The following is a 13,854-nucleotide window of genomic DNA, read 5'->3' as shown; positions in this document are numbered from 1 at the left end:
AAAGGAGTCAACCATGTCGATAACCACCCAAACCCGCCTCGAATTCCGGAAACTCAGCGCCCGCATCGGTGCCGAGATCCGCGGCCTGGACCTCAGCAGCGACCTCAGCGACGCCACGATCGCCCAGATCCGTGAAGCCCTGAACAGGCACAAGGCCTTGGTCTTCCGCGAAGCAAACGTCCACGACGACGAAGCCCAGGTCCGCTTCGCCGCCCGCTTCGGCCCACTCACCCAGGCCCACCCCACGGTGGCCTCCGTCGAGGGCAAACCTGCGGTCCTGCCGGTGGACAGCGAAAACGGCAGCGCGAACAACTGGCACACCGACGTCACGTTCGTCGTGAACCCGCCGCAGGCCTCCACCCTGCGCAGCATCACCTTGCCGGCCTTCGGCGGCGAGACCCTGATCGCTTCGGCCGCCGGAGCCTACGCCGATCTGCCGGACGAGCTGCGGAACTTCGCCGACACCCTGTGGGCCGTCCACACCAATGATTACGACTACTCCGTGCCGAAAAACCTCGAGCACGCCAGCGCCGGTGAGCGGCGGAAGGAATTCACCCGGATCCACTTCGAGACTGCCCACCCCGTGGTCCGGGTCCACCCACTGACCGGGGAGCGCGGCCTCTTCATCGGCGGCTTCGCCCAAAGGCTGCGCATCGTGGGACTGTCCAACACCGAATCCAAGGACATCCTGCGGCTGCTCCAGGCCTACGTCACCCGCCCCGAGAACGTGGTCCGCGTCAACTGGGAACCGGACCAGCTGGTGCTGTTCGACAACCGCATCACCCAGCACTACGCCCCGGACAACTACGACGGCCAGCCCCGGCAGCTGAACCGGGTCACGGTGGCCGGCGACGTACCCCGCGGCGTCGACGGACGCAGCAGCACGTCCATCCAGGGCGACTCCTCCGTCTATTCCGAGACGGTAGAACTGCGCGCCGGCGTTCCCGGAGTTCAGCTGTGAGCGGGGCACGGCAGCTGCACCTGAACGCGTTCCTGATGAGCACGGGTCACCACGAGGCCTCGTGGCGGCTGCCGGAAAGCGACAGTTTCGCCGGGACGGACGTCGCGCATTTCCAGCGGCTGGCCCAAACGGCGGAACGCGGGACGTTCGATTCGATCTTCTTCGCGGACTCACCGGTGCTGCACGGCGACGTCGGCCAGCGGCCCTACGGCACACTCGAGCCGACCGTCCTGCTCGCCGCCATCGCCGCCGTCACCGACCGCATCGGGCTGATCGCCACGGCGTCCACCACCTACAACGACCCCTACAACCTGGCCCGCCGGTTTGCCTCCGTGGACCACATCAGCGGCGGCAGGACCGGGTGGAACGTGGTCACCACCGCCGGAGACGCCGCCGCGAGGAACTTCTCCCTGCGGGACCAGCCGGCCCACGCGTTGCGGTACGAGCGGGCCGCGGAATTCCTCGACGTGGCCCGCAAGCTCTGGGACAGCTGGGAGGACGACGCCGCCCTCGGCGACAAGGAAGCCGGGACCTGGGGCGACAACACCCGGGTCCACCCGGTCAACCACGCCGGCACGTACTTCAGCGTCCAGGGGCCGCTGGACGTGCCACGCTCCGCCCAGGGCCACCCGGTGATTGTCCAGGCCGGCTCCTCGGAGGACGGCAAGGACTTCGCCGCCCGCTACGCCGAAGCGGTGTTCACGGCCCAGCAGACGCTGCCCGACGCACAGCGCTTCTATGCCGACCTGAAGCGGCGAACCGCCGCCGCCGGCCGTGACCCGGGAACGATCAAGGTGCTCCCGGGCATCGTTCCCGTCATCGGCTCAACCGAGGCCGAGGCGCGGCGGCTGGAGCAAGACCTCGACGAGCTGATCCACCCGGAGCACGCCAGAAGGCAGCTCGCCGGGGTGCTGCGGGTCCCCGCAGCATCCCTGGCCCTCGACGCCGAGCTACCGGACGACCTGCCCTCCGAGGACGAGATCGAAGGGGCCAAGAGCAGGTACACGCTGATCGTGGACCTCGCCCGGCGGGAACGGCTGACCGTGCGCCAGCTCATCGGCAGGCTCGGCGGCGGCCGCGGCCACCGTACTTTCTCTGGCACCCCTGAGCAGGTGGCCGACGCGATCCAGGAATGGTTTGAGGCCGGGGCGGCGGACGGCTTCAACATCATGCCTCCCGTGCTTCCGTCCGGCCTGGACGCCTTCGTGGACCACGTCATCCCGATCCTGCGGGACCGCGGACTCTTCCGGCGCGCATACAGTGGACGGACGCTCCGGGAACACTACGGGCTGCCCCGGCCGGCCAACACCTTCGTCTCGGCTGCCCACAGGAGTCCGGCGGGCCCGGGCCCGGCGGGGTCCCAGGACCCCGCACAGGTGCCGGTCGACGCGGTCCCGGGACTCCGTTCGGCCTGAAGGACTTGGTTCACATGAGGCAGCGACGCGCGCAATGGTGTACGTTGGCTTCCCGTCAGAACTAAACACAGGAATGAGAGTCACCCCCGTGGCAACCGATTACGACGAAGTCCGATCCGACGTCAAGGAGTCGCAGGATAATTCCCTGCAGGCGCTGCAATCCGCCAACGCCCCGGATGCCCGCAGCGTTGTCCGAGAACTGGATGAAGCCGACGCTTTTGACGATGCGATCAGCCCGGGCGGGGAAATTGTCGCCGAGCGCAGGCGCGGTTTTCCGTGCCGCGCCGGACACGCGGGTCAGCGCCGTCCCCGGTCGGCCCGCTTAGTCCATGCTCCGTCTGAAACGCCTTGCCGTGCTCGGCCTGTTCGTATTTTGCGTCATCACCGGGTTCTTGTTTTGGGCCTTCCGGTTCTCCGGGGCGGAGACCCGCGTGGCCCTGCCCGCGCCGCCGCGGGCAGAGGCGAAACTCGAATCGCTGTCCGCCGGCATCACCTCCGCCGTGAACATCACCCGGAGCGCGGACGCCGAGTGGCTCACCCATGCCGCCGCGCAGACCGGCATCCCCGCCCGGGCCCTCCAGGCCTACGTGGCGGCGGCCGATGCGGCCAACACATCGGCCCCGACGTGCGGGATCGGTTGGAATACAGTGGCAGCGGTGGGCTTCGTCGAATCCGGCCACGGAACGTACGGCGGCGGCAGCCTGACCGCCACAGGTCAGGTGAGCGGGCCAATTGTCGGTCCGAGCCTCAATGGCGACGGCTTCGCCGCGATCCCTGATTCGGACGCCGGCGCCCTGGACGGTGACGCCCGGTGGGACCACGCCGTCGGACCCATGCAGTTCATTCCCTCCACCTGGCTGCTCGCAGGCCGGGACGGGAACGGCGACGGAACAGCCGACCCGTTTAACATCGATGACGCCGCGCTAAGTGCCGCCTCGTACCTGTGCGCCCACGGCGGTGACCTGACCACCGCCGCCGGCTGGGCCGACGCGATCTACTCCTACAACCAGTCTGATCCGTACGTGGACCACGTACGCGACCGGGCCACTGCCTACGCCGCACAGTCGGGTACTCCCGGATAGTGCCACCGTGCAACTCGACTTAGTATCCGGACACCCTTGCCGGCTCCCAAAGTGATTGGCAGCGGCCGGGCCGCGCTCCGGCCAGGCCCCTATGCCCGTGCCCTGGCAACCAGGTCTCCTGTTGGGCCGAGAACGAAGTCCACATTGAGGGATGCGCTGGGCCCCTCACCCATAGAGATCTTCTCGTCGAAAGACCCAAAGGTGGCCGGCAAGAAGTACCCCACGTTGTCCCAGTAATACTGGAAGACATACAGGAGGGGATCTTCGATTGTATCCAGGTCCTCGCCAAGGCGGTACACAACAATGGCCTTCCGGCGGACCTCCTGAGAATTCGAGCACCAGGGCAGAATCAGCCCTCCCGCATTAGCCATATTTCCAGGCGGAACCTGATCTGTGTCCCTTGGAATGATCCCCGAGGGATCGCCCGGGCCAAAGAGGGGATTCCACTCAAGGTCCTCGTAGAACAGGTTCACGCCCACATCGGCTGGCTGTCCCGGCAGACGGGTTCGGTTGGTGAGCCTTTCCAGGCCTGAGTTCCACAGTAGTGGTCCTCTGCGGTCCTGGGCTCCGTACGAAACTTTCTTCCGCGACGCGGAACTGGACGCCAGGGCCGCGTCTTTGGCGGCCCTGGCCGCAGTTACCGTCTTTGGGCCTGGGGGCGGTTGCTCGAGATCCATCCTTACTTCTCCTGTCCAAGAGGTGACCGGAGCGCTTCCGTTGTTGACCGCAAGCGGCTCGGCCGGGGAGGGGCTCATGGGATGCAATATGCTCCGCCGTGCAGCGGTTGTTGCGGCATGAGGGCTGGGCCCGGACGGTTATCGGCCATCTGCGGAATGACTCTCGTGTGAACTTTGCGTCCGGTGCTGGCCATGCGTCAAGGGACTATGAGAAGTGGCGGTGTTTTGCGATCGCTCTTTGTCGCATTTGCCGATGACGAGGATGCTCGCGGCGGCTCCGCTGTTTGGGTCCCGAGCTGCCAGGCCAGCGCCTCTGTCATCGCCAGCCTGCCGTCAGGGCAGAATGGAAGGCATGACCTTTACGACGTTCGCCCTCATCCGCCATGGCCAGACGGACTGGAATGCACAGCGCCGGCTGCAGGGATCCACCGACATTCCTCTGAACGACGTCGGCCGCGGTCAGGCTCGCGACGCCGTCGCCGTCCTGTCCGGCTATGAATGGGACGCGATCGTGTCCTCGCCGCTGAGCCGTGCCGCTGAAACCGCCGATCTCATCGCCGCCGGGCTCGGCCTCAGCGTGGCCCGGCGCGTGCCGGAGCTCGCCGAGCGCAGCTTCGGACCCGCGGAGGGCCTGCAGGACGGTCCTGAACTGGACGCACTGCGCATTCCTCATGGGTTCCGAGGAGCGGAAAGCGAGGACGAGGCCGCCGGCCGGGGGTTGGCCGCGCTTGAGGCGCTGGCCGAGGAGTTCCGTGGCCGCCGCGTCCTGGCCGTCGCCCATGGCACGCTCCTGCGCGTGAGTCTCAGCCGCGCCGTCGGCCGCACCCTGGAAAGCATCGACAACGCCGTGCTCAACCTGGCCCACCACCATGCGGTCGACGGCTGGCAGCTCGAATACTTCAACGGCGAGCGGGCCATGGCTGCCGTTTAGGGCTGCCGCTCAAGGATATGTCGGTATCGCGATGTACTGGTTGATGTTCGTTGACTGGAAGGTCGCAAAAGCCAGCGTGGTGTGGCCACCCTCCGGATCACCCACCACGACCGTTTGGTCGGAGGGATTCAGACCCAGCAATGCGTAGGAATGGTCGGAGACCAGCTCGCCGTCGGAGTTGGAGGGCTTGCCGCGGCGGTACGGAAGATCACCGTTGACCGTGACCGTCACCGGATTGGACACCCCGTCGTACTTGCTGTGGAAAGAAATGGTGTGGGCGCCGTTGCCGTTGTCATGAACGATGTTCAAGACGGTCGCAGGGGCCGGGAGGCCACTGTCATCAACGCTGCGAGGAAATAGCAATCGCCGGCGTCACCCTGCTTGATATTCGTCAAGTCTCCGGAGAGGTCCGGGTTTCCGGAATCATCAAGCGCAAACAGAACCTGATTCGGGACCTTCTGGAAAGTCGCACGTCCCGATACCGAAGGATTACTCACCGGGGTCCCGGACGCTCCCGGAGGCGGCGTGACCGGTGACCGGGTAGTCACGATCCACGCAATTCCAAGAATTACCATCACCGCCACCACTGAGAAAATGACGGCGTCGCGAATTTTTGCCGGCCTGGATCCTGCACGTTCCATGTTCCGAGCCCTCCCGCCCTGCGGGGTTCCAGCCCCGCAACGGCACCGCCGCGGCAACCTTCCGGGGGCTGCCGCCGTCGGGTCTCTCCCGGTTGATCAATTCATCAGCTGATCAACAGCTTGCCGCAGGCAACCAGTCTGGGGCAAGGGGCAGCGGGCGATTCACAGGTGAGCACCGGACGCTCACCGGCGTGCGCGGCCACGGTGCAGTCGTCTGTTTTCGTCGCCAAGCCGCTTATTGCCGCGGGCGGCCGAACCGCCGACGTATGCTGAATCGCACAAGCAACGGACAGGAGGCCGAGGTGGCCGAGACGACGGAAACCGGAACGACGGCGGCCGAGGTGATGGCCGAGCTGGCCGACCTCGAGGACCCGAGGATCCGGGACGTGAACGCCAAGCACGGTGACGACCACGGGGTGAACCTCGGCAAGCTGCGGGCGTTGGCCAAGCGGCTCAAGACGCAGCAGGAGCTGGCCGGTGAGCTGTGGGGGACCGGTGATACCGCGGCGCGGCTCCTGGCGCTCCTGATCTGCCGTCCGAAGGCGTTCGATCGTGATGAGTTGGACGTCATGTTGCGCCAGGCGCACACTCCCAAGGTGCAGGACTGGCTCGTCAACTATGTGGTGAAGAAGAACCCGCATGCCGAGGAACTGCGCGTGGCCTGGTTCGCCGATCCGGACCCGCTGGTGGCAAGTGCCGGCTGGGCGCTGACTACCGACCGCGTTGCGAAGAAGCCGGGGGGCCTCGACCTGCCAGGACTGCTCGACATCATCGAGGCGCAGATGAAGGACACCCCAGACCGCTTGCAGTGGGCGATGAACCACTGCCTGGCCCAGATCGGGATTGAGCACCCCGAACACCGCGCCCGCGCGATCGGCATCGGCGAGCGCCTGGAGGTGCTCAAGGATTACCCGACGCCGCCGAACTGCACCTCTCCCTTCGCGCCGATCTGGATCGCCGAAATGGTGAACCGACAGGACGCCAACTAGGACTCAGGGCGAGGCCCTTCGCCCGTCCCCAACCCTCATCGAGCCGCCGCACCAACCTGCGGATCACCCGTGACACCACGAAGGCTTGACGTGACACCACTGTGGTGTCACTATGGTGGCATGGAACTCGGACAATACGTCAACGACCTACAGCGGCAGCTAGTGGATGCCGCGGAGAACGGCTCGGAGGACACCCGCGCCGTGGCCGAGCGGCTCGCCGCCGGACTGGACGCCGCGACCCGGCTCGTGCTCCTCGACGTTCTCTCGGCTGCAGTCGGCGAGATCACCCGCGACCTCGCACCCGGATCAGTCGACATGCGGCTGCGCGGACGCGACGTCGAGTTCGTGGTGACCCAGCCGAACCCGGAATCCGACACCGACGAGCGTCCGGCCGCACCCCTCGACCTCGACGACGCGAGCACCTCGCGCACGACGCTCCGCCTGCCAGATGCCCTCAAGACGCGGGTGGACGAGGCCGCGGCCGCTGACGGCCTGTCCGTCAACACCTGGCTGGTCCGTGCGGTCGCAGCCGCTCTCCAGCCCAAGCAGCGACGATCCGCGCAGCGCACGCTGCGCACCGGCGACAACTTCGCCGGCTGGGCGCGCTAAACCGCCCACCGCACCACACGACACCCACCAACCACGCGGACCCGCGGGGTCGATCAAACACACCCAAAAGGAAGGCGCCAGCATGCCCACCTACGACACCCCCACCCCCATCGACCTCGCCATCAAACTGCAGGTCGGCGCGATCGAAATCATCGCCACTGACCGCGACGACACGGTTGTGACCGTCTCGCCGACGAACCCCGCGAAGGCGGTCGACCGGCGGGGCGCGGAAGAGACCAGGGTCGACGTCGACGGCCAGCGGCTCATCATCACCGGCCCCCGGCCCCGCATCAGCTGGATCGGCCCCACCGAGTCGGTCGATGTGAAGGTCGAGCTGCCGGCCGGGTCGCGGCTCACCGCCGAGATAGGGGTGGGCGGCGTGCGCGCCGTCGGACGCCTCGGCGCTACCCGGATCAAGAGTTCGATGGGCCGCGTTGATCTCGACTCCACCGGCGACCTGTGGCTGCGCGCCTCGCACGGCAACGCGACCCTCGGCACCGCCGAGGGCGGGATCGAGATCACGGCCGACCACGGTCAGATCCGGATCGGCAAAGTCACCGGCGACGCGATACTCAAGGCGTCGCACGGCACCATCCTGATCGGGGAGTCCGGCGGCGACCTTGAAGCGAAGCTCTCCTACGGCGACCTCGAGATCTCGAAGGCACTCGGCTCCGTCGCGGCGAAGACCGCCTACGGCAGCATCCAGCTCGCAGAGGTCTCGAGTGGTTCCATCCAGGTCGAGAGCGGCTTCGGCCAGGTCACCATCGGCGTGCGGCCCGGCGTTCCCGCCTGGCTCGATCTGTCCTCGAAAGAGGGGCACGTCCGCAACCAGCTGGACAGCGACCGCGCTCCCGACGCGTCCGAACAGACCGTCGCAGTGCGTGCACGCACCCAGCACGGTGACATCAGCATCCAGCGCGCCCAATGACTCCGGGCCACCAACAGAAGGGAACGAAGCACATGAACACGCCAGCAATCGAAGTCCGCGGGCTGCGGAAGTCCTACGGCGCAAAGGCCGTGCTCGTCGACGTCGACCTCACCGTGGACGCGGGCACCGTCACCGCGTTGCTCGGCCCGAACGGCGCCGGCAAGACGACGACCGTGCACATCCTGTCCACCCTGGTGCGGCCCGACGGCGGCACGGCACTGGTGAACGGATGCGACGTCGTGCGCGACCCCGACGGCGTCCGCGCCGCGATCGGCCTCACCGGCCAGTTCTCCGCGGTGGACAAGCTGCTCACCGGCGAGGAGAACCTGCTGCTGATGGCCCGGCTGCGCCATCTTGGAGCGAAGCGCTCGAAGACCCGGGTGGCCGAGCTGCTGGAGCAGTTCGACCTCGTCGAGGCCGCCCGCAAGCCGCTCGCCACCTACTCGGGTGGCATGCAGCGCCGCCTCGACCTCGCCATGACCCTCGTCTCGGCGCCCAGCGTCATCTTCCTGGACGAGCCCACCACGGGCCTGGACCCGCGCAGCCGCCACACCATGTGGGACATTGTCCGCAGCCTGGTCGCGGACGGCACCACCGTGCTGCTCACCACCCAGTACCTGGACGAGGCGGACGAGCTCGCGGACCGCATTGCGGTGCTCGACGGCGGCCGGCACGTCGCCGAGGGGACGCCGGACGAGCTCAAGCGCCTGGTGCCGGGTGGACATATCCGGCTCCGGTTCGCCGATGCCGGGCGGCTCGACGCCGCCTCCCGGCTGCTCGGTGAGTCCGTCCGCGACGACGCCGGGCTCTCGCTTACCGTGCCGAGCGACGGCGGTGTCGGCGCGCTGCGCACCGTGCTGGACCGCCTCGACACGGCCAACCTGGAGGTCGACGACCTCAGCATCCACACCCCGGACCTCGATGACGTGTTTTTCGCGCTCACCGGCCGGGTCGAGACGAAGGGAACCGAATCATGACCACCATCGCCGCCAAGCGCCGGACGGCCCCGGGCACCGGCCAGCAATCGCACGTCATTGCCGACTCGGTGACGATGCTGCGCCGCAACCTGCTGCACATGCTGCGCTACCCGGGCCTGTCGGTGTTCACCATAGTGGGGCCGGTAGTCCTGCTGCTGTTCTTCGTGTTCGTATTCGGCGGCACGCTCGGGGCCGGCCTGCCCGGCGCTGATCCGGCCGGCGGGCGCGAGGCGTATGTCGCCTACGTCATGCCGGGCATCCTGCTGTTGACCATCGCCGGCAGCGCAGGCGGCATCGCGACGACCGTGTCGATGGACATGACCGAGGGCATCACCGCGCGGTTCCGGACGATGGCGATCTCGCGGGCCGCGGTGCTCGCCGGGCACGTGCTCGGCAATACCATCCAGGCGATTATCGCCGTCGTGCTCGTGCTTGGCGTCGGCCTCCTGATTGGCTTCCGCCCGACCGCCGGGTTTGTCGAATGGATCTCCGCCGCAGGTCTGATCGTGCTCATCGCGTACGCGATCAGTTGGCTCGGGGTGGCCATGGGCATGCAGGCGAAGTCGGCCGAGACCGCCAGCAACCTACCCCTCGTGCTGACCTTCCTGCCCTTCCTCAGCAGCGGCTTTGTGCCGACCGAGTCGATGCCGGAATGGCTGCAGTGGTTCGCGCAGTACCAACCCTTCACGCCGTTCATTGAGGCCATCCGCGGGCTGCTGCTCGGCACCCCGCTCGGCTGGAGCCCGGTGCTGGCAATCGGGTGGTGCGTCGTGATTGTGGTCGCCGGGTACGCCTGGTCGATGGCGATCTACGAGCGCAAGTCGGTGCGCTAAGCCCAGGGTGCACCCGGTTGCTGCGGGCGGTCGCGAGCGCATCGCGGCCGCCCGCCCTGTGCCTCAGCCGAAGTGGTGTTCGGCGTCAAGGCTGCCGCGGTGCTGAGTACCGGCCGGACCGGCGTCGTCGCACTGGCGTTGCAATGCTGGACCCCGCAAGCGTCGACGGCGCGGCGCCCGGGGAATCTGTCACGAGGGGTCAGCGCCAGCCGAGCTGCGGCGCCACATACTTCAGGATCGACTCGATGACGTGGGCGTTGTAGTCGACACCGAGCTGGTTCGGGACCGTGAGGAGCAGGGTGTCTGCCGCGGCGATCGCCTCGTCCTCGGCCAGCTTCGCGGCCAGCTCGTCCGGGGCACCGGCGTAGGAGCGGCCAAAGACCGCGCGTGTTTTCTCGTCGATGTTGCCCACCTGGTCGGAGCTGTGGCGGTCGCGGGCGAAGTACTGCCAGTCGCGCTCGTCCGTCAGCGCGAAGATGCTGCGGCTGACCGAGACGCGCGGCTCCCGCTCGTGCCCCGCCTCCTTCCAGGCCTGCCGGTAGAGCTCGATCTGCTCGGCCTGCTGGACGTGGAAGGGCTTGCCGCTCTCATCATCCTTGAGCGTGGAGCTCTGCAGGTTCATGCCGAGCTTCGCCGCCCAGATGGCCGTGGCGTTCGAGCCGGAGCCCCACCAGATGCGCTCGCGCAGCCCCCTTGAGTGCGGCTCAACGCGCAGCAGGCCCGGAGGGTTCGGGAACATCGGGCGGGGGTTCGGCGCCGCAAAACCCTTGCCAGTGAGGACCTCGAGCAGACGCTCGGCGTGCCTGCGGCCCATGTCGGCGTCCGACTCGCCCTCGGCGGGGGCGAAGCCGAAGTAACGCCATCCGTCGATGACCTGCTCGGGTGAACCCCTGCTGATGCCCAGCTGCAGCCGGCCGCCCGCGATCAGGTCGGCCGCGCCAGCGTCCTCCGCCATGTAGAGCGGGTTCTCGTAGCGCATGTCGATCACGCCGGTGCCGATCTCGATGCGGCTTGTCCGGGCCCCGATCGCAGCGAGCAGCGGGAACGGGGAGGCGTATTGCTGCGCGAAGTGGTGGACTCGGAAGTAGGCGCCGTCCGCACCCAGCTCCTCGGCCGCGACCGCGAGGTCGATCGCCTGCAACAGCGCGTCCGACGCGGTGCGCGTGCCGGAATCCGGGTGGTCGGTCCAATGGCCGAAGGACAGGAATCCGATGTTCTTCACACCGGAAACGAACATGGTGGCGGCGGTTCTTATTCCCGCGGGCCCTCAGCCTCGCACCCCTCCCGCGGGCCCTCAGCCTCGCACCCCTCCCGCGGCACGCCTGGCGCCCCTTAGGCGGGACCGCGGGCTCAGCCGGCCTCGTAGGGGGTCCGGAAGAGGGTAATTCCCCATTCCGGGTTGTGCAGCACGATTCCAGTCTCCCGCTGTGCAAACTGAAGCGGAGCCTCAAGGTATCGTTTCATCCGCGACTGTTCCTGGTCCCACGGGAAGTTGCACGTGCCCAGGGAACTTCCCAGTGTCCCCGGATCCGGCGTGATCGATTCGGTGGCAATGCTGACCGTGACCGCATACGAGGCACAGGGGATGCGCACGGTCGTCAACGTGCGGCCGCCAACGCTGCCGAACCGTATCGCGTAGTCGCCGGAGCTCATTCCCGGATCACGGGGCACAGAAGCCGGCGTCATGGAACCGGATGTGAAGTACTGGCACTCCAGCGCTCCGTTGGCTACGGCGTTCTCTGCACGCTGTGGCAGGCATTCATCTATACCCTGCCCGGCGGCGGGCGGTTTGGTGACCGTTTGCTCGCCGGCCGGCATGCTTAGTGGGGGAGTAGATGCGCAGGCCGCGGTTAACGCGACAACGGCGAGGCACACTACGGATAGCAGTGTCGGCGTCGTGTGCATTCCATAACGAGCGGGTCCCCCGGGCGCGGCCATGATCCGAACCCTAGGGGTTCGGGGCTTGTCCGTGCAACAACCCCCGGGCTAGGCGACCGGGGCCGGTGAGCTTTGCTGCACGTGCTGGTCCAGGATGTCCCGGGCGGTTGTCCACGTCCGGCTCCCGTACCGGTCGTTGCTGACGTAGTTCAGCGTCGCGTCGCCGCTGAACATGCTGGCGAAGTACTGCATGCCCTGCCACGGCGGGAACGGCTTGTCAGAGGCCGGCATGAGGGCTTTGACTGCCCGGCTCATAGCAGTCAAGGAACCGACGCTGCCCGCGTAGAGGAGCCGGAATTGCGTTCCGGTCAGGTCGGACATGGTGGCGGCCAAGGTCCTTGCCGTGACCTGGTCTCCGGCGATCTGGAGGACGCGGGGAGCCCGCTGGTCGAGGGCGGCGGCGGCGGTGTAGGAGGCAGTGTCATCCTTCGTGGTGAAGTCGAGCACCTGGTCGGCGTCGGACCAGAAGAGCACACGACGCCGGGAGAACAGGATCATGGGTGCCTGCCCGGAGAGCATGTCGGTGAAGGCGCCATTGAGGATGGAAGTGGCCCGGATTTCGGTGGCATCCAGCCGCTGTGCGAAGTCTCGGCGGAACTGCAGGTTCCGGTTGCTTCGGGGGCGGATTCCACGGTAATCGATGGAGTAATCGGAAGGGATGAAACGCGGTACGCCCACCGCGGCCGCCGCCTCCAGCAAGCGCGATTGGGCGTCGAAAATTGCGCTGTCCACGCCGTTGATCGCGGAGACTATGCAGTCAACGTCCGCGCAGGCCCTTCGGAGGCCCGCGGGATCGTCGTAGCCCGCCTGGATCACTTCGACGCCTTGGGTGCGGAGCTGCGCAATGCGCTCCGTGCTGGTTCCTGGCCGTGTCAGGACCCGAACGGTGGCCCCCAGGGCGATCAAATTCTGCAGGATACGCCCGCCGAGATCGCCGGTGGCGCCGGCAAGAAGGACAGTGCCCGGAGTGGGAGTCGTCGGGATCATGGTTCGCACCTCAAGTGTCGGGCGGAAAGGGACAGTGGGCTAAAGACTACCAATGGCAGGGCAGCTGCGATTCCCGGGTGTGGCTCAATACATCCCCGGGCCGGACTGATCAGCGGAACCGTTGGACGTCGGTTCGCTGGCCGGCTCTACTGCCATCGGTGGGATTCCAGCGCGCGAAACAGGGGAGCGCGACCGCTTTTCAGATGGTCAACGGGGCGGGACCCGCCGAGTTCCCGGCAGGGTGTAACCATCCAGGCCGTGAAGTAGTTGTGCGGAACCTTCAGTTCTATGGCGCGCTGGAATAGTCCGACGACGGTCGGGTGGAGGTGGCCGCCGGCGACGAATTGGAATCCCGGGCAGAACGTGCCGTCGTCGATGAAGACGCGGACAAGCTGCTGCATTACAGGGTCGGGGTCGTCCATCAGTTCGGCGAGGCGGCGGCGGACCTGTTCCAGGGCGGGCAGCGTGAATTCTTCCCTGATCCCCGCCCAGGTCTGGTCATTGATCGGCTGACGGTTCAGTGTCACCGTTGCCTAGCCGCCGTCGCTGATGTCGTCCAGGAGCCACTGGACGGAGCGCGGATTCCGGCGCAGCGTGAAGGTGCGCAGCGCTGAATTCGACCCCAGCCGGGCCTCGACACGCCAGTATTCGATACCGGCCGGGTTGGCGCAGCCAGCGGCGGCCGTGCATCGGGTGCCCCGCCCGGCGTCACCGCCGATCCAGTGCCGGGATTCGGTGGCCGGATCGACAAGCCAGATCCGTCCGTCGTGCCGGATGGCAAGGGGCTTGCCTGCCGGGTCGAGCCGGACTTGAAGGTCAAGGGTCCGTGTGGGGTTTTCGGTGCTGAGGGTCATGGGGTGGTCTTTCGTGGTGCGGTGCTGCGGGC

General features: G+C 67.2%; 16 protein-coding genes and 1 pseudogene. 10 read left to right on the top strand and 7 right to left on the bottom strand.

The genetic code is table 11. The features are described 5' to 3' along the window. Window positions 1-13 precede the first annotated feature (13 nt). The 4 genes and pseudogenes from AC1DZV_RS11745 (at window position 14) to AC1DZV_RS11730 (ending at window position 3,458) form a co-directional block, all read left to right on the top strand. Window positions 14-961, top strand: a complete 948-nt coding sequence (locus AC1DZV_RS11745; protein WP_476953767.1) for a TauD/TfdA dioxygenase family protein — start codon at window positions 14-16, stop codon at window positions 959-961. Then, entirely contained in the window at window positions 958-2,376 is a 1,419-nt protein-coding gene (locus AC1DZV_RS11740) for an LLM class flavin-dependent oxidoreductase (RefSeq protein ID WP_476953766.1), read from the top strand. The genes AC1DZV_RS11745 and AC1DZV_RS11740 overlap by 4 nt, the downstream gene beginning before the upstream one ends. An 88-nt stretch (window positions 2,377-2,464) precedes the next feature. After that, window positions 2,465-2,635, top strand: a pseudogene (locus tag AC1DZV_RS11735) (DUF4193 family protein); the annotation flags it as partial. 70 nt (window positions 2,636-2,705) lie between these two features. Beyond that, complete coding sequence (locus AC1DZV_RS11730) at window positions 2,706-3,458, top strand: lytic transglycosylase domain-containing protein (RefSeq protein WP_476953765.1); 753 nt, start codon at window positions 2,706-2,708, stop codon at window positions 3,456-3,458. Between the two features lie 89 nt (window positions 3,459-3,547). On the opposite strand, the gene AC1DZV_RS11725 is transcribed toward AC1DZV_RS11730, so the two are convergent. Beyond that, a complete protein-coding gene (locus AC1DZV_RS11725) occupies window positions 3,548-3,931 on the bottom strand; it encodes a hypothetical protein (RefSeq protein ID WP_476949517.1) in 384 nt (127 codons plus the stop codon). Window positions 3,932-4,487: 556 nt separating this feature from the next. Here AC1DZV_RS11725 and AC1DZV_RS11720 point away from each other — a divergent pair. Beyond that, complete coding sequence (locus AC1DZV_RS11720) at window positions 4,488-5,066, top strand: histidine phosphatase family protein (protein ID WP_476949518.1); 579 nt, start codon at window positions 4,488-4,490, stop codon at window positions 5,064-5,066. A 9-nt stretch (window positions 5,067-5,075) separates the two neighbouring features. Here the strand turns inward: AC1DZV_RS11720 and AC1DZV_RS11715 are convergent, their stop codons facing one another. Next, complete coding sequence (locus tag AC1DZV_RS11715) at window positions 5,076-5,375, bottom strand: hypothetical protein (protein ID WP_476949519.1); 300 nt, start codon at window positions 5,373-5,375, stop codon at window positions 5,076-5,078. 676 nt (window positions 5,376-6,051) lie between these two features. Between AC1DZV_RS11715 and AC1DZV_RS11710 the strand changes: the two genes are divergently transcribed. The 5 genes from AC1DZV_RS11710 to AC1DZV_RS11690 all read left to right on the top strand — a co-directional run bounded on the left by AC1DZV_RS11710 (window position 6,052) and on the right by AC1DZV_RS11690 (window position 10,043). Continuing rightward, complete coding sequence (locus tag AC1DZV_RS11710) at window positions 6,052-6,696, top strand: DNA alkylation repair protein (protein WP_476953824.1); 645 nt, start codon at window positions 6,052-6,054, stop codon at window positions 6,694-6,696. A gap of 120 nt (window positions 6,697-6,816) precedes the next feature. Beyond that, window positions 6,817-7,305, top strand: coding sequence for a histidine kinase (locus AC1DZV_RS11705; RefSeq protein WP_476849190.1), 489 nt, complete (start codon window positions 6,817-6,819; stop codon window positions 7,303-7,305). Between the two features lie 82 nt (window positions 7,306-7,387). Then, window positions 7,388-8,233 (top strand): DUF4097 family beta strand repeat-containing protein, encoded by an 846-nt coding sequence (locus AC1DZV_RS11700; RefSeq protein WP_476953764.1) that lies wholly within the window; start codon window positions 7,388-7,390, stop codon window positions 8,231-8,233. Window positions 8,234-8,265: 32 nt separating this feature from the next. Beyond that, window positions 8,266-9,210, top strand: coding sequence for an ATP-binding cassette domain-containing protein (locus AC1DZV_RS11695; RefSeq protein ID WP_476949522.1), 945 nt, complete (start codon window positions 8,266-8,268; stop codon window positions 9,208-9,210). Further along, entirely contained in the window at window positions 9,207-10,043 is an 837-nt protein-coding gene (locus tag AC1DZV_RS11690; protein ID WP_476949523.1) for an ABC transporter permease, read from the top strand. Before AC1DZV_RS11695 ends, AC1DZV_RS11690 begins: the two co-directional genes overlap by 4 nt. Before the next feature lie 199 nt (window positions 10,044-10,242). Here the strand turns inward: AC1DZV_RS11690 and AC1DZV_RS11685 are convergent, their stop codons facing one another. From AC1DZV_RS11685 to AC1DZV_RS11665, 5 genes are all read right to left on the bottom strand, one after another. Then, window positions 10,243-11,280: an LLM class flavin-dependent oxidoreductase gene (locus AC1DZV_RS11685; protein ID WP_253906731.1), complete on the bottom strand. Its 1,038-nt coding sequence runs from the start codon at window positions 11,278-11,280 to the stop codon at window positions 10,243-10,245. 113 nt (window positions 11,281-11,393) lie between these two features. Further along, window positions 11,394-11,696 carry a hypothetical protein gene (locus AC1DZV_RS11680; protein ID WP_476953763.1) on the bottom strand — a complete coding sequence of 101 codons (303 nt, stop codon included), beginning with the start codon at window positions 11,694-11,696 and terminating at the stop codon, window positions 11,394-11,396. 333 nt (window positions 11,697-12,029) lie between these two features. Beyond that, window positions 12,030-12,968 carry an NmrA family NAD(P)-binding protein gene (locus tag AC1DZV_RS11675; RefSeq protein WP_476953762.1) on the bottom strand — a complete coding sequence of 313 codons (939 nt, stop codon included), beginning with the start codon at window positions 12,966-12,968 and terminating at the stop codon, window positions 12,030-12,032. 146 nt (window positions 12,969-13,114) lie between these two features. Next, window positions 13,115-13,495: a hypothetical protein gene (locus AC1DZV_RS11670; RefSeq protein WP_476949526.1), complete on the bottom strand. Its 381-nt coding sequence runs from the start codon at window positions 13,493-13,495 to the stop codon at window positions 13,115-13,117. 6 nt (window positions 13,496-13,501) lie between these two features. Further along, window positions 13,502-13,822, bottom strand: coding sequence for a hypothetical protein (locus AC1DZV_RS11665; RefSeq protein WP_459384712.1), 321 nt, complete (start codon window positions 13,820-13,822; stop codon window positions 13,502-13,504). Window positions 13,823-13,854: the final 32 nt, after the last annotated feature.

It is taken from the genome of Arthrobacter sp. P1_D12 (assembly GCF_056406175.1).
The sequence above is the reverse complement of the archived record's forward strand: the minus strand, read 5'-3'. Positions and strand labels throughout refer to the sequence as shown.

Coding starts and splice junctions, on each gene's coding strand:
- AC1DZV_RS11745 (WP_476953767.1), top strand. CDS start 14: ATGTCGATAACCACCCAAACCCGCCTCGAATTCCGGAAACTCAGCGCC.
- AC1DZV_RS11730 (WP_476953765.1), top strand. CDS start 2,706: ATGCTCCGTCTGAAACGCCTTGCCGTGCTCGGCCTGTTCGTATTTTGC.
- AC1DZV_RS11720 (WP_476949518.1), top strand. CDS start 4,488: ATGACCTTTACGACGTTCGCCCTCATCCGCCATGGCCAGACGGACTGG.
- AC1DZV_RS11710 (WP_476953824.1), top strand. CDS start 6,052: ATGGCCGAGCTGGCCGACCTCGAGGACCCGAGGATCCGGGACGTGAAC.
- AC1DZV_RS11705 (WP_476849190.1), top strand. CDS start 6,817: ATGGAACTCGGACAATACGTCAACGACCTACAGCGGCAGCTAGTGGAT.
- AC1DZV_RS11700 (WP_476953764.1), top strand. CDS start 7,388: ATGCCCACCTACGACACCCCCACCCCCATCGACCTCGCCATCAAACTG.
- AC1DZV_RS11695 (WP_476949522.1), top strand. CDS start 8,266: ATGAACACGCCAGCAATCGAAGTCCGCGGGCTGCGGAAGTCCTACGGC.
- AC1DZV_RS11690 (WP_476949523.1), top strand. CDS start 9,207: ATGACCACCATCGCCGCCAAGCGCCGGACGGCCCCGGGCACCGGCCAG.
- AC1DZV_RS11685 (WP_253906731.1), bottom strand. CDS start 11,280: ATGTTCGTTTCCGGTGTGAAGAACATCGGATTCCTGTCCTTCGGCCAT.
- AC1DZV_RS11680 (WP_476953763.1), bottom strand. CDS start 11,696: ATGAGCTCCGGCGACTACGCGATACGGTTCGGCAGCGTTGGCGGCCGC.
- AC1DZV_RS11675 (WP_476953762.1), bottom strand. CDS start 12,968: ATGATCCCGACGACTCCCACTCCGGGCACTGTCCTTCTTGCCGGCGCC.
- AC1DZV_RS11665 (WP_459384712.1), bottom strand. CDS start 13,822: ATGACCCTCAGCACCGAAAACCCCACACGGACCCTTGACCTTCAAGTC.